The 20,938-nt window shown below is 62.1% G+C and carries 17 protein-coding genes; 12 read left to right on the plus strand and 5 right to left on the minus strand.

From position 1 onward, the window contains the following. The first annotated feature begins 172 nt into the window (after positions 1–172). The 11 genes from O9X62_RS02450 (at position 173) to O9X62_RS02500 (ending at position 15,439) form a co-directional block, all read left to right on the plus strand. Positions 173–2,440: an ABC transporter transmembrane domain-containing protein gene (locus tag O9X62_RS02450; protein WP_308446412.1), complete on the plus strand. Its 2,268-nt coding sequence runs from the start codon at positions 173–175 to the stop codon at positions 2,438–2,440. Beyond that, positions 2,440–2,907, plus strand: a complete 468-nt coding sequence (locus tag O9X62_RS02455; RefSeq protein WP_269531187.1) for a DUF1854 domain-containing protein — start codon at positions 2,440–2,442, stop codon at positions 2,905–2,907. The genes O9X62_RS02450 and O9X62_RS02455 overlap by 1 nt, the downstream gene beginning before the upstream one ends. A gap of 342 nt (positions 2,908–3,249) precedes the next feature. Continuing rightward, a complete protein-coding gene (locus O9X62_RS02460) occupies positions 3,250–4,119 on the plus strand; it encodes a BadF/BadG/BcrA/BcrD ATPase family protein (protein WP_269531188.1) in 870 nt (289 codons plus the stop codon). Next, a complete protein-coding gene (locus O9X62_RS02465; protein WP_269531189.1) occupies positions 4,112–4,858 on the plus strand; it encodes a GntR family transcriptional regulator in 747 nt (248 codons plus the stop codon). Before O9X62_RS02460 ends, O9X62_RS02465 begins: the two co-directional genes overlap by 8 nt. Positions 4,859–4,905: 47 nt before the next feature. Continuing rightward, entirely contained in the window at positions 4,906–6,012 is a 1,107-nt protein-coding gene (gene nagA, locus O9X62_RS02470) for an N-acetylglucosamine-6-phosphate deacetylase (RefSeq protein ID WP_269531190.1), read from the plus strand. Positions 6,013–6,160: 148 nt separating this feature from the next. Beyond that, on the plus strand, positions 6,161–7,183 hold the full coding sequence (locus tag O9X62_RS02475) for an SIS domain-containing protein (protein WP_269531191.1): 1,023 nt from the start codon (positions 6,161–6,163) through the stop codon (positions 7,181–7,183). Between the two features lie 38 nt (positions 7,184–7,221). Continuing rightward, a complete protein-coding gene (locus O9X62_RS02480) occupies positions 7,222–8,493 on the plus strand; it encodes an extracellular solute-binding protein (RefSeq protein ID WP_269531192.1) in 1,272 nt (423 codons plus the stop codon). After that, positions 8,493–9,353 (plus strand): carbohydrate ABC transporter permease, encoded by an 861-nt coding sequence (locus O9X62_RS02485; RefSeq protein WP_269531193.1) that lies wholly within the window; start codon positions 8,493–8,495, stop codon positions 9,351–9,353. Before O9X62_RS02480 ends, O9X62_RS02485 begins: the two co-directional genes overlap by 1 nt. Then, positions 9,353–10,180: a carbohydrate ABC transporter permease gene (locus tag O9X62_RS02490; protein WP_269531194.1), complete on the plus strand. Its 828-nt coding sequence runs from the start codon at positions 9,353–9,355 to the stop codon at positions 10,178–10,180. Before O9X62_RS02485 ends, O9X62_RS02490 begins: the two co-directional genes overlap by 1 nt. Continuing rightward, the gene (gene nagZ / locus O9X62_RS02495; RefSeq protein WP_269531195.1) at positions 10,177–11,667 is read left to right on the plus strand and encodes a beta-N-acetylhexosaminidase; all 1,491 of its coding nucleotides are present in this window, start codon (positions 10,177–10,179) and stop codon (positions 11,665–11,667) included. Before O9X62_RS02490 ends, nagZ begins: the two co-directional genes overlap by 4 nt. A gap of 1,120 nt (positions 11,668–12,787) precedes the next feature. Continuing rightward, positions 12,788–15,439 carry a TonB-dependent receptor gene (locus tag O9X62_RS02500; RefSeq protein ID WP_269531196.1) on the plus strand — a complete coding sequence of 884 codons (2,652 nt, stop codon included), beginning with the start codon at positions 12,788–12,790 and terminating at the stop codon, positions 15,437–15,439. An 85-nt stretch (positions 15,440–15,524) separates the two neighbouring features. On the opposite strand, the gene O9X62_RS02505 is transcribed toward O9X62_RS02500, so the two are convergent. The 5 genes from O9X62_RS02505 to O9X62_RS02525 all read right to left on the minus strand — a co-directional run bounded on the left by O9X62_RS02505 (position 15,525) and on the right by O9X62_RS02525 (position 20,452). After that, a complete protein-coding gene (locus O9X62_RS02505) occupies positions 15,525–16,232 on the minus strand; it encodes a DUF6445 family protein (RefSeq protein WP_269531197.1) in 708 nt (235 codons plus the stop codon). 166 nt (positions 16,233–16,398) lie between these two features. Further along, on the minus strand, positions 16,399–17,226 hold the full coding sequence (locus O9X62_RS02510; RefSeq protein WP_269531198.1) for a M48 family metalloprotease: 828 nt from the start codon (positions 17,224–17,226) through the stop codon (positions 16,399–16,401). A gap of 10 nt (positions 17,227–17,236) precedes the next feature. After that, entirely contained in the window at positions 17,237–17,740 is a 504-nt protein-coding gene (locus tag O9X62_RS02515) for a hypothetical protein (RefSeq protein ID WP_269531199.1), read from the minus strand. Further along, a complete protein-coding gene (locus tag O9X62_RS02520; RefSeq protein WP_269531200.1) occupies positions 17,737–19,608 on the minus strand; it encodes a CHASE2 domain-containing protein in 1,872 nt (623 codons plus the stop codon). Before O9X62_RS02520 ends, O9X62_RS02515 begins: the two co-directional genes overlap by 4 nt. A 118-nt stretch (positions 19,609–19,726) precedes the next feature. Further along, positions 19,727–20,452, minus strand: coding sequence for a YebC/PmpR family DNA-binding transcriptional regulator (locus O9X62_RS02525; RefSeq protein ID WP_269531201.1), 726 nt, complete (start codon positions 20,450–20,452; stop codon positions 19,727–19,729). A gap of 129 nt (positions 20,453–20,581) precedes the next feature. Between O9X62_RS02525 and O9X62_RS02530 the strand changes: the two genes are divergently transcribed. After that, a complete protein-coding gene (locus O9X62_RS02530; protein ID WP_269531202.1) occupies positions 20,582–20,869 on the plus strand; it encodes a PsiF family protein in 288 nt (95 codons plus the stop codon). Positions 20,870–20,938: the final 69 nt, after the last annotated feature.

A 20,938-nucleotide genomic window follows, 5' to 3' on the forward strand; every position in this document is an offset into this window, starting at 1 on the left:
GTTTCTATACGGGGCGATGCCGCAAGCCGCGCGTTATACTTGGTATAGACGTAGGCGAGAAGCCCCTCCACGCGGAAATTACCCGAGTCGCCGGACGGCCGCACCTGCCATCTTAATTTGTATCGCGGTTGCGTCTTGTCGGCGCACCGTTTTGCCAGCCCATACGAGCCCCGTGACCAGCGCCAACTCCCCCTCTGCCAACCGCCCTGCCGTTCCCGACAGCTGGCTTGCCGATCTGGCACCCTGCCTGACTCCGGCAGAAAACGTGCTGACCGGCTTCGAGGTTGACCTCGACAGCGAATTGCAATTCCGCAGCGGTCGGCTGGTACTCACTGATCGCCAGCTGCTAGCCCGCATGTCGGGTGACTCACACTGGCAGCAATGGCCACTGGATACCTCGCTGGATCTGCACCACCACGATCACGCAGGTGTCGGCACCCTGGCACTGCGCAACGCGACCGAGCAGATTGCGGTGTGGCGATTCACCCTGGCGCAGAACCCCCAGGCCATCCGCCTGCTGGAGCGCTTCGAGGCGCTGTCGATCACCCTGCGTACAGGCCAGGCGCCGGCCAAACATGAGGAGCCACGTTGCCCGACCTGCAAGGCCCCCCTTGAAAACGAAGGCGACGACTGCCCCGCCTGCGACCGCGAACTGAGCACCCCCCCCTCGACCTGGACACTGTTCCGGCTCTGGCGCTTTGCCCGCCCCTATCGCTGGCAGCTGTTTACGGGCTTGGCGCTGATGCTGGGTTCCACCGCCGCAACCCTGGTCTCACCCTATCTCACCATGCCCCTCATGGACGAGATCCTGATCCCGTTCCAGAGCGGCAAACCGGTGGATGTGAATCAGGTCGGGATTTACCTTGCCGGCATGTTTGCCGCCAGCGTGGTCTCCTGGGCCCTGGGCTGGGCCAAGACCTATATCCTCGCACTGGTCTCCGAGCGGATCTCCGCCGATCTGCGCACCACCACCTACGAGCACCTGCTGTCACTCTCGCTGGAGTATTTCGGTGGCAAACGCACAGGCGACCTGATCGCCCGCATCGGCTCCGAATCCGACCGCATCAGCGTGTTCCTGAGCCTGCATGCGCTCGACTTCATCACCGATGTGCTGATGCTGGCGATGACCGCCGCCATCCTGTTCAGCATCAACCCCTGGCTGGCGCTGGCCACCCTGGTGCCGCTACCCATGATTGCCTGGCTGATCCATCTGGTGCGTGATCGCCTGCGTACCGGCTTCGAGAAGATTGATCGTGTCTGGGGCGAGGTCACCAGCGTGCTCGCCGACACCATCCCTGGCATCCGCGTGGTCAAGGCCTTTGCCCAGGAAGCGCGCGAGGCCACCCGCTTCAAGATCGCCAACAAACACAACCTGCTGATCAACGACAAGCTCAACAAGGTCTGGTCGCTGTTTTCCCCCACCGTCTCCCTGCTCACCGACTTCGGCCTGCTGGTGGTGTGGGCCGGTGGTATCTGGATGATCACCCGCGGCGAAGTCACCGTCGGCACGCTGACGGCCTTTCTGGCCTATATCGGGCGCTTCTATGGCCGGCTCGATTCCATGAGCCGTATCGTGTCGGTTACGCAAAAAGCCGCCGCCGGCGCCAAGCGCATCTTCGATATCCTGGATCACGTCTCCAACGTGCCCGAACCCGAGAAACCGGTGCCGGTAGGCAGGGTCAGCGGCGGCATCGTGCTCAAGGATGTGGGCTTCCGTTACGGCAATCGCCAGGTGATCCGCAATCTCAATCTGCGTATCGAACCAGGCGAGATGATCGGCCTGGTCGGTCACAGCGGCTCGGGCAAGAGCACGCTGGTGAACCTGATCTGCCGCTTTTACGACGTGGGCGAAGGCGCCATCCTGCTCGACGGGGTCGACATCCGCCAGATGGGCGTGGCCGATTTCCGCCGCAATATCGGCCTCGTGCTGCAGGAACCCTTCCTGTTCTTCGGCACCATTGCCGAGAACATCGCCTATGGCAAACCCGACGCCACGCGCGAGGAAATCATGGCCGCGGCGCGTGCCGCCCATGCGCATGAATTCATCCTGCGCCTCCCGCAGGGCTACGACTCGCTGGTCGGTGAACGCGGCCAAGGGCTCTCCGGTGGCGAGCGCCAGCGCGTATCGATTGCGCGCGCCCTGCTGATCGACCCACGCATTCTCATACTGGATGAGGCTACCGCCTCGGTGGATACCGAAACCGAAAAGGAAATCCAGAAGGCGCTCGACAATCTGGTCAAGGGTCGCACCACGATTGCCATCGCACACCGCTTGTCGACCTTGCGCCAAGCCGACCGGCTGGTGGTGATGGACAAAGGCCAGATCGTCGAAGTGGGTGACCACGACACCCTGCTCGCGCGCGAAGGCGCCTACTGGCGCCTTTACGAAGCACAAGCGCGCAATGTCGATACCGATCTCGACGACAAGGATGATGAATAATGAGCCAGCCCGATTTTCAGCTCGCTCGCGACGGTTTTGGCCGCCTGCGGCTGACGCTCGCAAGCGGCGAGCAGCATGACGACGTGATTCCCGTACGCGCCTTCCCGATCTCGGCCCCCGAGGAGGGACTCTCCTTGGTGGATCGGGATGGTCATGAGCTGGTCTGGATTGCCAAACCGGCAATGCTGCCTGTCGAGGCACGCAAGCTGATCACCGAGGCCCTCGCACAGCGCGAGTTCATGCCAGAAATCCGGCAACTGATCAGTGTCTCCACCTTCGCCACCCCCAGTACCTGGACCGTGGAAACCAATCGCGGTACTACCCGCTTCATCCTGCGGGGCGAGGAGGATATCCGCCGCGCCGGCGATGTGCTGCTGGTTGCCGACAGCCACGGCATCCAGTTCCTGATCCGCGATCCGGATTCGCTGGATAAACATTCACGCCGCCTGCTCGACCGCTTCCTCTAAGCCCCTGCCAACAGCTCGCCAGACCGCCCGCCCTGGGTGGTCTGCGACGCCCCTCGCTGCCCCGTTCCGGCTCAATCCATAACTTTCTCGTATACCCGAGCCCTTATCGTCATGGCGTGATGCAGTACCACTGACTAACATCGCCACAGGATTAGGCGTCATCGAGTGGTATTAGCCCCTGCTAATGTGGCATGGTCGCTAAGCTGTCAGATAACGGACACAATTTCAGCAGCTTGCTGCAATCCGTTGACAGCAGCCTGCTACTGGTATTGAATTGATCTTGTATTCAATTGGTATCTAACCAGTTTGACCGGCCAGCGCCGGCGTGGAGCAACAGCAAGCATGACTTTCGATTACCTGATCGGCGTAGATGGCGGCGGCACTGGCACACGGGTTGTAGTTGCCGACCGTGCCGGCCAGCTGCTTGCCCGCGCCAGCGGCGGGCCGTCCGGCCTCGGGCTGGGCATTGCGCCCGCCTGGCAAGCCATCTCGGCTGCCGTGGATCAGGCATTCGCCAACCTGGGTAGCGCCTTTGCTGCCGACCGCTGCGCCATCGGCCTCGGTCTGGCAGGGGTGCATAACCCGATTTGGGCCAAAGCCTTTCTGGATGCTGCTCCCGCCTACGCCGCCATCGCCCTGGATACCGACGGATTCACCACACTGCTGGGCGCCCACAACGGGCAACCCGGCGCCATTGTGGCCGTCGGCACAGGCACCATCGGAGAGGCTTGGTACGGCGGTCGCGACAAGCGCACCGTGTCTGGCTGGGGTTTTCCGAGCGGCGATGAAGGCAGCGGTGCCTGGATTGGTCTTAAAGCGGCGCAGCTTGCGCAGAAGGCACTGGATGGTCGCGTGCAACGCGGCGCACTCGCCAGTGCCGTTATCGAGCGATTCGGTGGCAATATTGATGCCGCTTATGGATGGCTCGGCCAAGCAAACCAGACCACTTACGCACAACTGACGCCGCTGGTGATCCAGCATGGCGGCAGTGATGCCGATGCGGACGCCATCCTGACGCAAGCTGGCCAGGAGATTGCCAGTGTCGCCCACGCGCTCGACCCACACGGTGCCTTGCCATTGGCCCTGTGCGGCGGACTCGCGGAAGCACTGCAAGCTTGGCTGCCCGAGGCCCTGCGCCTCCGTGCCCGTCAGCCACAGGGAGATTCGGCGACCGGCGCGCTCCACCTGATACGAGGACGTGTTCATGGATAAAGCCCGCGAAGCCGCATTGCTCGCGCTCAAACCCGATGCCGAGAGCAGCACACCGCTCTATCTGCAGGTTGCCAACAAGCTCTCCAACGCCATCGCCGGCGGGCTCTGGCAGGCCGATGAAGCGCTGCCCAGCGAGCGCGTACTCTGCGAGATGCTCGATATCTCGCGGGTCACCGCCCGCAAGTCGATGGACATCTTGTTCGAGCAGGGCCTGATTGTGCGCCGCCAGGGTTCGGGCACCTATATTGCCCCTCGCCTGGTACAGCCACTGTCTCGCCTGACCAGTTTTTCCGAAGAAATCCGCAGCCGTGGCTTTGCCCCGTCATCGCGCTGGCTGAGCCGCGAAACCGGCATCGCCAGCCAGGAAGAGGTGCTGCGCCTGGGTCTCTCGCCCGCTGCCACCGTGGCACGCCTCAAGCGTCTGCGCATGGCCGACGACACCGTGATGGCCGTGGAAACCTCCACCCTGCCCAGTCTGTACATCCCCGAGCCCACCAGTATCGGTGACTCCCTGTATGCGTTTCTGGATGGCCGTGGCACGCCCGTTACCCGCGCCCTGCAGCACATCAAGGCCGTGAATGCCAGCGACGAGATCGCCCAGCTGGCCGGCATTGCTGCCGGTACCGCGATGCTGATGATCACCCGGATCGGCTACCTCGATAGCGGCCTGCCGATTGAACTGAGTTACTCCTACTGCCGTAACGATTACTACGACTTCGTAGCCGAGTTACGGCGCTAAGCCTGACGACGCAGCCAGTCGACGAAAGACGAAAGATTCACCCTTCAATGCATACCCTCTCCGGCAACATACTCACCGTCGACGGCTGGCAATTCGGCACGCTGGGCTTTACCGACCGGATCGTCACCTTGCAAGCCGACGCACGCGACCCGGCAGGCAATGCCGATGACATCGTGCTGCCCGGCTTCATTGATCTGCACGTGCATGGCGGTGGCGGACGGGATGTGATGGAAGGGGGCGATGCGCTGCAGACCATCACGCAGACCCACGCACGCCACGGCACGACCAGCATCCTGGCCACCACGATGACCGCGCCACGGGTTGAAATCGAGCATGCCTTGCGCGGTGTTGCCCTGAACATGGCCGAGCGCGCACCCAACGGTTCGCGCGTCCTCGGGGTGCATCTGGAAGGCCCGTATATCAACCCTGGCAAGCTCGGCGCCCAGCCCAACTTTGCCCGTGATGCCGCCTTGGCCGAGATTGGCCAATACGATGCCCTGGCTGCCCTCAAGGTGCTCACACTTGCCCCGGAAGTCGATGGCCATACCCAGCTGATCCCCGAACTGGTGGCGCGCGGCATCCGCGTGCAACTGGGTCACACCCTGGGCAGCTATGAAAACGGCGTGGAAGCGCTCAAGAACGGCGCATCGAGCTTTACCCACCTATTCAACGCCATGACCGGCCTGCATCACCGCGAACCCGGCATGGTCGGTGCCGCACTAGCCCATGCCGAATACGCCGAGCTGATCCCCGATCTGCTGCATGTGCACCCCGGCGCCATCAAGGCTGCCCTGCGGGCCATTCCCAAACTCTATTGCGTGACCGACTCGACCGCTGCTGCCGGCATGCCCGATGGCGAGTACAAGCTGGGTCGCCACACCGTCACCAAGTGCATGGGCGGCGTGCGCCTGCCTGATGGCACGCTGGCGGGCTCGACGCTGACGCTGGACGAGGCACTGCGCAATCTGGTCCGCCTGGGCCTCGATATCGACGACGCCTCACGCCGGCTCTCCACGTTCCAGGCCGACATGCTGGGCCTCGATGATCGTGGCCGCATCAAGCTGGGCGCTTTTGCCGATCTGGTGGTGTTTGACCGCAACCTCAAGCTCAAAGCCGTCTTTGTCGAAGGTACGGCCATCCACCTCCCCGGCTGAGGCGGCTTGCCCTGCACGCCAGGGGCGCCGCATCCGAACCCGCAAGACTGCATCTGGGGGTGCCTGCAGTCTGTCAGAACCCAGCACCCCGTTCCCGAATCCGGCTGGCCACCGTGCTGCCCGGTGAATCATCGTCGAGAGAAGCGTCATGACAACCTGCATGTGGAAAGAAATGCGCGAGGGCCCCGAAGCGGTCGCGCGCCAAGCCGATAAACAGGACGCCCGCTATGCCGAGCTGGGCTTGCAACTGCGCCAGTCCGATCCGCACGCCCTGGTCACCGTGGCGCGCGGCAGCTCCGACCATGCCTCGGCCTATCTTTCCTACCTGACCATGTTGCGTCTGGGCCGCCTGTCCGTCTCCCTGCCCATGTCGCTGGTCACCATGTACGACGCCCCACTCGATGTCGTCGGCACCGTGGCGGTCGCTGTCTCGCAGTCGGGCCGCAGCCCCGACGTGGTCGAGCCGATCAAGCGTTTCCGCGCTGGCCGCGCCAAAACGGTGGCGCTGGTCAACGATCCGGCCTCGCCACTGGGTGAAGCCGCCGAATGGACACTGCCTCTCGAAGCCGGCCCCGAATACGCCGTGGCCGCCACCAAGAGCTATATCGCCAGCCTCGCCGCCGGCGCACGTTTCGTGGCCCACTGGTCGCAGGACAAAGCCTTGCTTGAAGGCCTGAAGGCACTGCCGGAATCGCTCGCCCGTGCGCAGGATGTGGACTGGTCGCACGGCGTCGAAGTGCTCAAGGATGCCAGCCGCATCATGGTCCTTGGCCGCGGTCTGACCCTGCCAGTGGCCATGGAAGCCGCCCTCAAGTGCAAGGAAACCTCGTCGATCCAGGCCGAGGCCTTCTCGGGTGCTGAAGTGAAGCACGGCCCCATGGTGCTGATTGACGAAGGTTACCCGCTGCTGATCTTCGCCCCGCGCGGCCCGGCTCAGGCTGGCCTCGTGAAGCTGGCCGAAGAAATGCGCGGTCGTGGCGCCAAGGTCCTGCTGGCCGCCCCGGAAGATGTGCCCAGCCGCGACCTGCTGCTGCCGCAAGGTCCGACACCCGATCTTGATGCGATTGCCGCCATCTCGGCCTTCTATCCCATGGTCGAAGCCCTGTCGCGTGCCCGTGGTTTCGACCCCGACCAGCCGCCCCACCTCAACAAGGTTACCTTGACCCGCTGATCGGATGGCGGCAAGACCGCCAGTCCATTGCTCCTGCCATGAATCTGCGCCGCCTAGCCCGTCTTGCTGTCCTTGCCCTGCCGCTGCTTTGTGCCGCGGCAGTGGCATTGCCGGTGGCAGCCAAGCCTAGGCTGGAGTTCTGGACCCAAAGTCTGTCGCCCAAGTTTGCGCCCTACTTCCGCGAGCTGGTAGCAAGCTACAACGCCGCGAACCCCCAGGTCGAGGTGGTGTGGGTCGACTACCCCTGGGATGTGATCCGCGCCAAGTTCACCGTGGCACTGGCCTCGGGCAATCCGCCTGCGCTGGCCAATGTGGATGTGCCCACCGCCTACGAATTCCGCCAGATCGGCCTGATCCAGCCGGTAGACCGCTGGATACGCCGTGACGACTTCGTCGCCGCCGCCATTGCCGATGTGACCTTCGGCAATCAGGTCTACGCCTGGCCGTTTTACAACGGTGCCAATGTCGTCGCCTACAACACCGAACTGTTCCGCCGCGCCGGGCTCGATCCCAAGCGCCCGCCGGCTTCGTTTGCCGAACAGCTCCGCTACGCGAAAATCCTGTATGCCAGGACCGGCGCCGCCGGCTTCCCGCCCGCGCTCGGCCCCGGCAAGATCGAAGGGCTGATGATCGCCGAAGGGCTGGAGGTCATACGCGGTGGCAAGGCCGTGTTCAATTCGCCAGCCCATGTCGAATTCGTGCGCCTGCTGGCCGATGCCTACAAAGCCGGTGGCCTGCTGCGCGACAACCTGTTCGGGCAGGATAATTTCCAGCTCGCCACCGCCGCCTACAACAGCGGCCGCCTCGCCATGCTGGTCACCTCCCCGGCTGCGCTCAACCGTATCCGCGACGACGCACCGTCGGTCTACAAGATCACCGAAGTCACCGCCGAGCCACTGGGCCGCTCAGGCATCGCCAAGGGCGGCTGGCTGTTCACCTTTGTCGTGCCCAAGAACGTCAAGCCGGCGTTGCTGCCCGAAGTCGGCAAGTTCGCCAACTTCCTGACCAACGCCGCAAACCAGCTCGCTTTTGCCCAGCAGGCCGGCACGCTGCCCACTTCGCGCGCCGCAGCGGCTCATGCCCATTTCCACCTTGCACCCAAAGATGCCGACCCAGCGCGGCGCGGCCTGATTGCCGCCGCCAACAATATCGAAGTGACACGTACCGTTTTCCTGGCCGATGTACGCAATGCCGCACTGCTGTCGGCCAAGCTCTCGGCCGTGGTCGAGCAAGCCGTCACCGGCCGCCGCGATGCCAAGGAGGCACTCGATGATGCGGTCGCCTTCTGGAACGAGAAGCTGGGGCAGTAATGCGCAAGAACACCGTCACCGCCTATCTGTTCCTCGCACCGGCCATCGTGCTCCTGCTGCTGTTCGCGTTCTGGCCCGTGGCCTTTGGCTCGGTCATCGCCTTCACGCGCTACAACGTGATCGAAGCACCGCAGTTTGTCGGTCTGGCCAACTTCACCGAGCTGTTCGGTGACGCGCTGTTCCGCTCGGCGCTCGCCAACTCGGCGCTGTACCTGCTGGTCGTGCCGGTGATCCAGATTCTGGCGCTGACGCTGGCCGTGCTGGTCAACAACCAGCTGCCCGGCATTCGCTTCTTCCGCGCCGCGTACTATGTGCCCGTGGTCACCAGCGTGTCGGTCATCGGCGTGATCTGGAACTTCATGTACCACGATGCCGGCGCCATCAATGCCGCACTGCGCTGGCTGCATCTGATCAACGAACCCATCGGCTTTCTCAGCGATGACCGCATAGCCCTGTTTGCGGTGATGTTCGTCACCATCTGGCGGGGTCTGGGTTGGTACATGGTGCTGTACCTGGCCGGCCTGCAGGCGATTCCGCAAGACATCTACGAAGCCGCGACGCTGGATGGCGCCACCGCTTGGCAGAAGTTCTGGAAGATCACCGTGCCGATGATGCTGCCCACCATCCTGCTGTGCGCCATCCTCTCGACGCTGGCTGCGGCCAAGGCGTTTGAGGAAGTGCAGATCATGACCCAGGGCGGCCCGTTCCAGTCCACCTACACCACGCTGTTCTATGCCTACGAGTTCGGCATCAAGACACTGAACTTCGGCCGCGCACTGGCCGCAAGCTTTGTCACGTCCGTGTTCTGCATGGCCCTGGCCTGGCTCAACTACCGCTACCTGCAGCCCAAGGACGCCTGATGGCCTCGCGCACCCGGCGGCTGGTCCGCGTTCTTCCGCACTATCTGGCGCTGTCGGCGCTGGCGCTGATTGCGATCTACCCGTTCTGGTGGACACTGGTCACGGCGCTGTCGCAAAGCGGTGATGTCTACACCTTCCCACCGCGCGTTCTGCCTACCGAACCGGGTTTGCAACACTTTGTCGAAGTGTTCAACACCATCGATCTGTGGGCCTTCTATCGCAACTCCATCGCCATCACCGCACTCACCGTGTTCGGCACGCTGGCGATCTGCAGCCTGGCGGCCTACCCGCTGGCGATGATGCGTTTTCCGGGTCGCAAGCTGGTGTTCGGCGCCATCATTGCCACGCTGATCCTGCCGTCGGAGCTCAACTTCCTCGTCAACTTCCTGACCATTGCGCGCCTGCAGCTGGCCGACACGCTGACCGGTGTTGTCCTGCCCAATCTGGTCGGCGCCGTCGGCATCTTCCTGATGAAGCAGGCCTTCGAGACCGTCCCGCGTGAACTAGTCGATGCCGCCCGGCTCGATGGTGCCGGCGACTGGGAAATCTTCTGGAAGGTGCTGCTGCCGCTGTCCAAACCCGCACTCGGCGCCTTGGCCATCCTCACCCTCGTCAGCGCCTGGAACCAGTACATCTGGCCCTCGGTGGTGCTGACCAGCCCCGATCACTTCCCGCTCAGCGTCGGCATTTCCTATCTGGCGGGCGCATTCGGCTCCAAGACTGGCGTGGTGGCGGCGGGTGCCGTGCTCACCGTGCTGCCCATCCTGATTGTTTTCCTCTTTACCCAGCGCTATTTCATGCGCGGCTTCGAAGGTGCCGTCAAATGACACTCTCCCTCTCGCAATTGGCCGGCCGGGCCCTGATGGTTGATGTACCCGGCGACGAACTCACGCAAGACGACAAGGATTTCCTGCGCGATAACCATATCCGCTCGATCTGCCTGTTCCGCCGCAACGTCAGCAGCGCCGACAAGACCCGCAAGCTGGTTGCCGACCTCAAAGCCGTGATCGGCGACAACGCGCTGATCGGCATCGACCAGGAAGGCGGCGCTGTGATGCGCACGCTGTTCCTGCCACAAGCACCGTCGGCCATGGCCCTGGGTGCCGTGGGAGACGAGCAGCTTGCCCACGATGTCGGGGCCGCCATCGCCCGTGGCTTGGCCTCGCTGGGCATCAACTGGAACTACGCCCCGGTGCTGGACCTCAACAACAACCCGCTGAACCCGGTCATCAGCGAGCGCAGCTTCGGCGCCGATCCGGTTGCCGCTGGCAAACTCGCAGCGGCCTGGACGGCCGGCCACCTGAGCGAAGGCGTGGCCACCTGCGTCAAGCACTTCCCCGGTCATGGCGACACCCATACCGACTCGCACTTGTCGCTGCCGGTCGTCGACAAGTCGCGCGCCGCCATCGAGCAATACGAACTCGCCCCGTTCAAGCAACTGATGCATGTGACGCCTGGCCTGATGAGCGCCCACATCATCTTCCCAGCCTTCGATGCCGAGCTGCCGGCCACGCTGTCGCCCGCCATCCTCACCGACCTGCTGCGCAAGGAGTGGGGCTACCAGGGCGTGACGATTACCGATGGCATGAACATGAAGGCCATCTGGGAGCGCTGGGGTCAGCCTCAGGGTAGTGTGCTGGCTCTCAAGGCCGGGGCGGATCTGTCACTGGTATTGCAGTACCGCGAGGAGATGATTGCCTCGCGTATCGCCTTGGAAGCCGCCGTGAATGACGGCGTGCTGGATACGGCCCGGCTGCAGGAAGCAGACGGCCGTGTCACTGCGATGGCAAAGCGCTACCCGCCAAGCCGCCGGGAGTACACCACCGAGCAGGAAGCGGCCGACCGTCAACTCTTTGCCACCGCATGGCAACGCGCCCTCACCCTGCTGGGTGAAGCGCGCCGCCCGGCCTTGGGCAGCAAGGTACGCCTGATCCTGCAATCGGACGCCCCCTCGGATGGCGTATCCGAGGCCGGACTCTCGGCGGCGGCCTTGATCGCCAAGCTCAAACCGCTCTATGCACTGGAGGTACTGACCTACGACAAGCGCAGCGATGTGGACTGGGCAGGCCAGGCGGCAGATCGCACCTTCAATATCGTGGCAGCGACCACACGTGAGCGTTATGGCGACGGAGAGCGCGCCACCTGGCGGCCCGACCTGCATCTGGCACTGTGGAACCCCTACGCGGCCAGCGATCTTCCCTGCCCGGCCTTGATCACCTACGGCTTTGCAGAGCCCGCACTCGACGCTGTTGTCTCCTGGCTCAAGGGCGAGGGCGAGGCATCCGGCAAGTTGCCGGCCCCTCTGGAAGCCTGAAACCCGCCAGCGCGCCGCACTGGCATCCGTTTATTCGGGATGGATGCCGGTGTTGGCTCAATGCGAACCATACCACCCAGGCTGTACTACTCTCGTCCGCGCGCGCTCGTACCACCCAGCTTCGAACTCGCCACATCACGGCAACAAAGCATTTAATAACAAATACTTAATTATAGGCTCACCATCCATCCCGTTGGCCTCAGACCATTTCCCCACCTGATTCCGGTACTTTCAGGCCACTGTCCCTGCGACTTTCCGTTGACAGCCATCTCATTGTGGCATTGAATAGGTATCAAATTGGATTTACCCGGGTTGGCAATGATTAGCGCGGCCTGCATATGATGTGCCGCAGCCACCCGCGCTGAATCCTCATCCCCCGATGGGGCAGCGCTCACCGACTTGGGCAGCAAGCAGGATCAATCCCGTGTTCATGTGCGCCAGACGCCATGATCACTGACTCACCGTCTCACTCCTCTCTGGCGCGGCAGGTTCGCGCAGCGAATCAAGCTGCTCGACCCCGCGCCTCTTTTTTGTCCACGCCCTAACCGACGTCCGCGCGGTACCCGGCAGGCAAGCGCCGGGTCCATGACTCGCGCAATCTGGGGGGCACAGGCGCCACCCCAGGGATCAGTACAGCTACACAACAAGCCCAAGTGGTCAGCCCCGCCCTGTCGCCAGGCTGCCCCTACTGGACTGGCATTCACCTGTCATACCACCACAATGCCGCAAGCGATGTATCAGGCAGCGATAAGACAGCTCTGTATCCAGTGCTGCCGAATTGGGTTTGCTGCCGCGCGGCGCAATTTTCGCACATCCATAAATCCATACAAATGTCTGATTTATATAGATAAATATAGACACCCTGCACGCCTACTCGCATCCTCCCGCCTTCGCTTGGTGACACACAAAAGCAACACTCAACAAAATCCCGCGCGTTAATGTTGACTGCAGGATCACAGTGGTATCGAATAGGTATCGTATTAGATTGGTATTACAAGGTTCTGCCTTACCGGTCTCAACACAATTGCCGATTCCCTTGGTGCCCTCGCATCAGGCGGTGTCGAAGCAGCCCAGTTTACAAGTGGCAAGTTGTATCTACGCAAATCAACAGGAGAGCGGCATGTTTGACAAGAAAGTCGTAAACAAGCAGTACCAGCCTGCACCGGTCGCACTGGCAGTGGCCGTGGCTTTGATGGGTATGTCTGCACCGGCACTGGCAGCGGCTGACACCGAAGCAGGTGAAGTGGTCAAGATCACCGGCATTCGTGGCGCACTGCAAAGCGCAGCCGTCATCAAGAAGAACGCCAGTGCCGTCGTGGATGCCGTGTCGGCAGAAGACATTGGCAAACTGCCTGATCTGGATGTGGGTGAGTCGCTTGGCCGCATCCCCGGTGTATCCGTTGGTCGCGCCTTCGGCCAAGGCTCGGCAGTGTCGATCCGCGGTTCGGATCCACAAATGACCTATACCACGCTGAACGGCCAAACCGTCGCCTCGACGGGCTGGTACGACCAGATGAACATTGACCGCTCGTTCAACTACTCCCTGCTGCCTTCCGAACTGATCGGCGGCATGGAAGTCTACAAGTCGCCGCAGGCCGACCTGACCGAAGGCGGTATCGGTGGCACGGTGATCGTGAAGACCCGCAAGCCGCTGGCCGGCGACAAGACCACGGTCTTCGGCAGCGTGCGCTACGGCGATGGCAGCATCAGTGACAGCGACAAGGAAGTCTCCGGTCTCTACAACTACAAGAACGATGCCAAGACCTTCGGCGTGCTGGTTGCCGGCTCGATCTCGGACGGCGATTACATCCGCCGCGGTATCGAAGCAGACAGCCGCTGGGCATCGGATGTGGCACCGACCGCCTTCGTGCAGGAACGCAAGCGCACTGCCTTCAATGCCGCCCTGCAAGTCAAGCCCGCCGCCGGTTGGGATCTGGGCCTCCAGTACCTGGGCCTGAAGCTCGAAGCTGACAACTCGAACAGCAGCGACTACATCTTCCATGATGCCAACTGCACTCAGCGCAACACGGCTGTGAAATCGGCTTTCAACCCGAATGGCGTTTGCCTGAAGAGCACCACGACGGCCACTACGCCGTTGGAAAACCAGTTTATCCAGAACTGGGCGCGCGCCGCCGAAATGACCTCGGACAGCCTGACCTTTGATGGTCACTACAAGGGCGATGGCGTGAAGGTCGACTTCGTGGTCGGCAACACCAAGGCAGAGGGTGGCACCAAGCTGACCCAGAACTATGCCTATGGCTTCTGGGGCAGCCCCACGAACAAGCTCGGCCGCTGGCAAGGCACCATCGACGCCACGGGCAAGCAGATCGTCCTGAGCCCGACCTCCAACCAGACTGTGACCGTCAGCAACCTGCCGCAGAACAGTGCGCCGGAAACCTGGGCCACCTCGCGCGCACCAAACAAGGACGAGGAAAAGTACGGTCAGGTGGATGTCACGCTGGATCTGGACTGGGGTGCCATCAACTCGTTCAAGGCCGGCCTGCGCAAGGCAGATCACACCTTCGAGAAGCGCTCATACCGTCCGGTCTGGAAGTCGACGATCGATCCGGTCGCTACGTCCCGCCTGTATAGCGGCCAGGTTGGCGTGGCCAGCTGGTCGATTCCGCGTCCGAACATCGGCGCCATGACGGCCAACACGCTCAAGAACATCACGGGCTGGATGGAAGATCGCTCGGCCTACGGCGAACTGAACGAGGACAATACCGCGCTGTACGGTATGTTCAGCTTCGAAGCCGAGAATGTGCGCGGTAACTTCGGTCTGCGTTACATCGCCACCGACGCGACCAGCACCAGCTATCTGTACGATGGCACCCCGGCCGGCGCCAACGACTTTGCCGGTAGCCAGGGCTTCAGCGCCACCAAAAAGGCGTCCACCAAGGCCAGCTACAACGATGTGCTGCCCAGCGTGAACCTCGCTTTCGACCTGAAGCGTGATCTGGTCCTGCGCGCCTCGGCATCGCAAGCCATTACCCGCCCCAACTTCGCCAATATGTTCGGCGTGACCGTGTCCGGTTACAACGATGACCGCGTCGGTAACGAAACCTGGACCACCGGCAACATCGCGCTGCAGCCGATGAAGTCGAGCCAGGCGGACATTGGTCTGGAGTACTACTACGGCAAGGGTAACCTCGTGTCGGCAACGTACTTCACCAAGGACGTGAGCAACTTCATCGTCTCGCAGACGCAAGCCAACCAGAAGGTCGGCCTGGTGGATCCGGGTTCTGGCGTGGACAACTGGACCGTACAGAGCTTCGCCAACGCCGGCGGTGGTCGTATCCGCGGTCTGGAACTTCAGGTCAACCACGGCTTCGACAATGGCTTTGGCGTGTCGGCCAACTACACCTTCACCGAAGGTACGGCACCGGCCACCAGCTATGCAGACAAGCTGGCCGTGTTCACGCAAGCCTCGAAGCACAATGCCAACCTGGTCGGCTACTACGAGAATCAGACCTACTCCGCTCGCCTCGCTTACAACTGGCGTTCGAAGTACATGATTCGCGAAGGCGCCTTCTGGTACGGTGATCGCATGCATGATGACTACGGCACGCTGGATGCCAGCTTCGGTTGGAATGTGACCAACAACCTGAAACTGTCGTTGGAAATCACCAACCTACTGGAAGAAGATGATGTCCAGTACGGTGCCGCAGCCGCATCCAACACGGCAATCAAGGATCCGCTGCGTGCCGGCTTCCCGGCCTGGTCCTTTGAGGGCGAGCGCACCATCAAGCTCGGTCTCAGCGCCAAGTTCTGATCTGGCGGCAACATGAAAGAAGCCCGGCCTAGGCCGGGCTTCTTTTTTTGGCACTGCGCCGCCACGCGCAGCAATACGCCAAGGCTCAGAAATCGTAGAAAGTATTGACGGTGAGCCGGCCTTCGCGCGGATGGGTCGCTATGCTGATCGCGGGATTGACGATGGCGCTGTGCAGCAGGCTGCCGCGGTAGATCACCAGGCGATTGTAGCGCGCAGGGATTTTGCCGATCCGGGTGAACTGCTCATCAGAATCGTCGAAGTACTGACGCGGCGGTCGGCGGGCGTTAATCTCCTCGTAGTACACGTCGAGATAGTGCTCCCGCGTGGATTCCGTGATCTGCTGCAGGCCGGTGGCGTTATGGCGATAGAAAGCCGTTCCGCCATGACGCTCGTCACACAGATAGAGCAGCACCGCCATATGGTTTGGCGTACTGGCATCGAAGTGGGGCGTACGCTGCAGGGGCCCGAGCTCCTCGGGCTGCAAGCTCGTCAGCGAAAAGGCACACACACTTTTACGTATCGGCAGTTCGGCCGGCACCCCAAAGTGGTGCTTAATCAAACCATCCAGAAACAATGTGATGTTGTAGGAATAATCCGCCGGCGCGATCGCCCTCACACCGGGATAGCCCTTGCGCTCTTCGTACCGGGGGTAGGGTGTGAACAGGCTGCTGGCCGCCACGCTCACCATGGCATCCGGGTCGTCGAGGAAGTTGTCGATGATCAGCGCGTGATGATCACCAATAGGCATGGTCTGGATGAGAGGCGACTGACGAACCGAGAATGCAGTACTCATGATGCTTCAATCAGGGAGATGGGCGCTGGCAAGCGGATGCACCACGCCGAGCCAGCACGGGCGCACAGGAGTCCCGATTGTAGCCGGCCTGCGCCCCGGCAACCACGACCAGACCCGCAACCGGCCAGGCAAATCCGGCCGGTTGCATCGTCTCACGCGGGGTCGCTCACTTCTTGAGCTTTGCAAACCTCGGCAAATCATCCACCGCCTTGTCCAGGCCATCGAGCCGCTCACCCATGGCACTGCCCAAGCGGTCAATCCGGTCATTGGCGCTAGGGTGGGTCTTGAACATCAGTGCCAGCGCACCGTCGGCCGGGCTCTCTGCCAGGGTCTGCAGCACGCCGACCAGGCCATAAGGGTTGTAGCCGCCGCGCGCGGCAATCACCACACCCATGCGATCCGCCTCGAACTCGTCTTCCTTATCAAGACCACGCAGATACAGCTCCTTGCCCCCATTGACGACCTTGGCCAGATTCTCGGCACGACGCTTGCCAGTGTTCTCCGCATACTGGTTGGCAATGTCGCCCAGCACGGCAGTCCCTAGGGACTTCTGGATCGCACTGAGGTGATGCTTGCGCAGCACATGGGCGATTTCATGTGCCAACACACCCGCCAGCTCGGATTCGCTGCGCAAACGCTGCAGCAGGCCCCGCGTGATAAGGATGTGGCCACCCGGCGTGGCAAAAGCGTTCACATTGGGATGATCAATCACGCCGAACTTCCAGGGTAGGCCGGGTCGCTCGCTCTGCTGTGCCAGCCACATGCCCACACGGTTGACGTACTGCTGCAACTCGGCGTCGTTGACCAAAGGCGATGCCCCAAGCAGGGTGGCCGCCAGATCGCCTCCCATCTGGACTTCTTCGGGCTCGCTGATTTCACGAACGGCATCGCCCGCCTTCTTGAGGGTCTCGACGCCCTTGATGAGCTTACCCAGATCGAACGCACTGGCAGGCAGCGCGGCGGCGACCATGACGGTCAGTAGCAGTTTGCGCATGCTGTTCTCCTTATTCCTTGCTGCTGTTGGGCTTGCCAAGGTATTCCAGCTTCTGCGACTGCAACTTGCCCGCACGCGCAAAGCGGCTGGCCTCGTCGGCAGAGACGGCATACCCATTCAGCTTGGCCAGCTGGTCCGGATTGGGCTGCGCATTGCGCAAATCCTCTTCCGACAGGCCCTTGACCCCCGTGGTGACCGTGGTGCCGGAGCTGCCGGTCTTGAACAACGAGACCGCCGAGAGCAAGCCCCCCGATCCACTACCCGACTTGGCGCCACCGGCCCCGACGCGCACATTGAGCATCTTGACCCAACCCGTCTTGCCCGCCACTTTCACTTGCATCCAGGCCCCCTGCCGCGACACCACTTCCAATGCTGTGCTGGCCTCCAGATCGGTGACCTTGGCAGCATCAATAAAGGGCTTCTGCTTGAGTTCGGCGGAACGGATCAACGTGCCGTTTTCCGCGGCATGCACACTCAGCGCCAAGAACGCGAGCAGACATAGATGGTGCTTCATGGTGTTTCTCCCTTGCTGGCCTTGGCAAGCGGCTCGAACAGCCGCACTTCCTGTTCACGTCCCTTGACGTGATGGGCGCCACAATCGCGATAGTCAAACTGATCACCCGCCGCAAGCCGGGTGGACTCTGCCACCAACACTCTCGCAACACCCTTGGTCTGGCCTTCGATGCGGCTGGCCAGGTTCACCGTATCGCCTATGGCAGTGTAGTCCAGCCGATCTTTGGAGCCGATAAAGCCGACGACCGCAGGTCCCGAGTTCAGGCCGATGCCGATCTCGAAGTCCTGGCCCAGATCACTCAGCTCCAACTTGAAGCGATCCAGTGCGGCCGACATTTCGATGGCAGCAGCCACCGCATGGCGGGCATGTTCCGGATCATTGGCCGGCGCACCCCAGAAAGCCATGATGGCATCGCCAATGAACTTATCGAGCGTGCCGCCGTGACGGAAGATGATCTCCACCTGTGTCGAAAAGTAACGGTTCAACAAATCGACTATGAATTCCGGACTGCGCGTTTCCGACAAGCTGGTAAAGCCCCGGATATCCGAGAACAGTACCGTGATCTCGCGGCTCTCGGCATTGATGCGGGTATCGATCTCGCCGCTGGCGACCAAGGCGCCCACCACACGCGGGTCCAGAAAACGCTGGAACATGCCCACGGTTTGTTCGCGCTGGCGACGCTCGCGCAAATAGGCCAGCAAAGCACATAGCCAGTAGTAGAGCCAGATCCACACCAGCGGTGCAAACACCGGCAGCCACCATCCCGCACCCAGCTGCGCCCAGAACACCAGCAGTGTCGCCGCATTCACCCCCAGCAAGCCGTAACCGATACGGGTGGGACTGATGCCGCGAGAGAATAACCAGGCCAGCAGGCACAGTGCCACGGCCACCAGTGGCAGCGCGGCGGGGCGAGGCACCTCACGCAGCCAGTCGCCTCCGCGCAGGTTGTCGATGGCCGTCGCCAGGATATCCACGGCCGGATAGTTACCCGCCAACGGCGTCGGGCGCAGATCGGTGAGCCCCGGTGCGCCCGTCCCGATCAGCACGACTTTGCCTCGCAACTCGTTCGCAGGGCGCACGGGCTTTTCACGCTGGGCATCGGCGTAAAGGTCGGCGTAGGCAATATGTTTGGGGGGTTGGCGCCAGTTCAGACGTATGGACGTCTGCTCCGGCACCGTCCAACCCAGATCACGCGCCAACCGGGTGGGGAGTGCGTCCAGCTGCCAGCCCTCACGCAGCATGGTGACGTGATAGCGCCGCCCGATATGGTCCTCGTCTTCCAGAAAGTTGATGAGGCCTGCCTTCACGGTTCCCCACTGCGTCTCGGGCAAAGCCTGGAAAACCGCTACCGGCACCATCAATGGCAGCCGCGCGTCCGGCTTGGCCGCCGCGGTCGGGCGCAGCCCCAGAGAAGGCGGAAACGCCTGCACTGCGGCACCCTCCCCCCGCGTGTTAAGGGTTTGCGACAGATAGACATTAGTGTGCGCCGCAAGCGTCTCGGCAAAGAGCTTGTCGTGCTCGGGACGATAGACATCCGGCTCATTGAACAGAATGTCAAAAGCTACCGCCGCCGGTTGCTGCTGGTTCAGGTAATCCAGCAGCTCCGCATGCACAGAACGAGGCCAGGGCCAGCTACCGGCCACCGGCGCCATCTCCTCCAGCGTGCGCTGATCAATATCGACCACCACCACCTCGCTGGAAGCGGGCCGGCTGGCGGCATGCCAGCGCATGAGTACGTCGCTGCCGCGCTGGTCAATGAACAGGCTGGCGTTGAACACCAAGTAATCCAGCACCACCGCAAACAGGAAGATGGCCAGCCAATGCCACCAACCCACCTTTGCCAGGCGGCGCAATGTCGGGGTAAGCATCCGGGTCCTGATCATGAAAGACGAGCTAGAGTTTTAGCAGCCCAGGCCGCGCTTCCCAAGCCGGCAATGACAAAGGGCCGCATGGTTGCGGCCCTTTGTGTGATGGCATGAAGCAGGTTCAGTCTTCCAGTACGGCCGAGGTATACACCTCCTGCACGTCATCCAGACTTTCCAGTGCATCGATGAGCTTCTGCATGCGTACGGCGTCATCGCCAGTCAGAGCCGTTTCCGTTTGCGGCTTCATGGTGACTTCGCCCATCTCGGTCGAGAATCCGGCGGCAGCCAGTCGCTCCTTGATGGCCATGAACTCATAGGGCGGCGTCAGCACCTCGATGGCGCCATCCTCATGGGTCACCACATCGTCAGCACCGGCTTCGAGCGCAGCTTCCATCAGTGCATCTTCATTGGTGCCAGGCGCAAACAGCAGGTAGCCGCAGTGGGTGAACTGGAAAGCCACGCAGCCATCCGTGCCCATGTTGCCGCCATATTTGCTGAACGCATGACGCACATCGGCCACAGTGCGGGTCTTGTTATCGGTGAGGCAATCCACCATCACCGCCGCGCCGCCGATACCGTAGCCTTCGTAACGGCACTCCATGTAGTCCACGCCCTCAAGCTGGCCGGTGCCGCGCTTGATCGCGTTCTCGATATTGTCCTTGGGCATGGACTCGGCCTTGGCCTTGTCGATGGCCAGACGCAGACGCGGATTGATATCCGGATCGCCGCCACCCATCTTGGCGGCAACCGTGACTTCCTTGATCAGGCGCGTGAAGATCTTGCCGCGCTTGGCGTCCTGACGCCCTTTGCGATGCTGGATATTGGCCCATTTGGAATGACCCGCCATGATGCAATCCTCGCGTGTAACTGGTTTTCTGGTAAGCGCGGGATTTTATCACAAGGCTCGCGCGCACCATTTGCGGCGGGCGCCTCCGTTTCCTACACTGCGTAGCTGCTGCCAACCGGAGAACCCGCGATGAAACTGATCCTGTCCCTGATGTTTGCCTTGGGCTGCGGCCTTGCTCATGCCGCCGCTGACGATACCGCCGCCGCAACGGCCAACAAGCAACAAACCAAGATGGGTGAGTGCAACAAGCAAGCCGAGGGCAAGAAGGGCGACGAACGCAAGGCCTTCATGAGCGAGTGCCTCAAGGCCAAGCCCATGACCCAGCAAGACAAGATGAAGATGTGTAACAAGGACGCCGAAGGCAAAAAGGGCGATGAGCGCAAAGCCTTCATGAGCGAGTGCCTGAAAAAGAAGTAAACCCGCCGAAGAAATAAGCGCGCGCCATCACACCGGCCACGCCATCTTGAAACAGCCTGCCCAGCAGGC

The sequence above is a fragment of the Chitinimonas sp. BJYL2 genome, assembly GCF_027257935.1.
Lineage (GTDB): Bacteria > Pseudomonadota > Gammaproteobacteria > Burkholderiales > Chitinimonadaceae > Chitinimonas.

What these genes read in the sequence shown, in the direction of transcription:
- O9X62_RS02475 (WP_269531191.1), top strand. Translation starts at nt 6,161, where the DNA reads ATGACAACCTGCATGTGGAAAGAAATGCGCGAGGGCCCCGAAGCGGTC.
- O9X62_RS02455 (WP_269531187.1), top strand. Translation starts at nt 2,440, where the DNA reads ATGAGCCAGCCCGATTTTCAGCTCGCTCGCGACGGTTTTGGCCGCCTG.
- nagZ (WP_269531195.1), top strand. Translation starts at nt 10,177, where the DNA reads ATGACACTCTCCCTCTCGCAATTGGCCGGCCGGGCCCTGATGGTTGAT.
- O9X62_RS02530 (WP_269531202.1), top strand. Translation starts at nt 20,582, where the DNA reads ATGAAACTGATCCTGTCCCTGATGTTTGCCTTGGGCTGCGGCCTTGCT.
- O9X62_RS02500 (WP_269531196.1), top strand. Translation starts at nt 12,788, where the DNA reads ATGTTTGACAAGAAAGTCGTAAACAAGCAGTACCAGCCTGCACCGGTC.
- O9X62_RS02490 (WP_269531194.1), top strand. Translation starts at nt 9,353, where the DNA reads ATGGCCTCGCGCACCCGGCGGCTGGTCCGCGTTCTTCCGCACTATCTG.
- O9X62_RS02505 (WP_269531197.1), bottom strand. Translation starts at nt 16,232, where the DNA reads ATGAGTACTGCATTCTCGGTTCGTCAGTCGCCTCTCATCCAGACCATG.
- O9X62_RS02520 (WP_269531200.1), bottom strand. Translation starts at nt 19,608, where the DNA reads ATGCTTACCCCGACATTGCGCCGCCTGGCAAAGGTGGGTTGGTGGCAT.
- O9X62_RS02525 (WP_269531201.1), bottom strand. Translation starts at nt 20,452, where the DNA reads ATGGCGGGTCATTCCAAATGGGCCAATATCCAGCATCGCAAAGGGCGT.
- O9X62_RS02465 (WP_269531189.1), top strand. Translation starts at nt 4,112, where the DNA reads ATGGATAAAGCCCGCGAAGCCGCATTGCTCGCGCTCAAACCCGATGCC.
- nagA (WP_269531190.1), top strand. Translation starts at nt 4,906, where the DNA reads ATGCATACCCTCTCCGGCAACATACTCACCGTCGACGGCTGGCAATTC.
- O9X62_RS02485 (WP_269531193.1), top strand. Translation starts at nt 8,493, where the DNA reads ATGCGCAAGAACACCGTCACCGCCTATCTGTTCCTCGCACCGGCCATC.
- O9X62_RS02460 (WP_269531188.1), top strand. Translation starts at nt 3,250, where the DNA reads ATGACTTTCGATTACCTGATCGGCGTAGATGGCGGCGGCACTGGCACA.
- O9X62_RS02510 (WP_269531198.1), bottom strand. Translation starts at nt 17,226, where the DNA reads ATGCGCAAACTGCTACTGACCGTCATGGTCGCCGCCGCGCTGCCTGCC.
- O9X62_RS02515 (WP_269531199.1), bottom strand. Translation starts at nt 17,740, where the DNA reads ATGAAGCACCATCTATGTCTGCTCGCGTTCTTGGCGCTGAGTGTGCAT.
- O9X62_RS02480 (WP_269531192.1), top strand. Translation starts at nt 7,222, where the DNA reads ATGAATCTGCGCCGCCTAGCCCGTCTTGCTGTCCTTGCCCTGCCGCTG.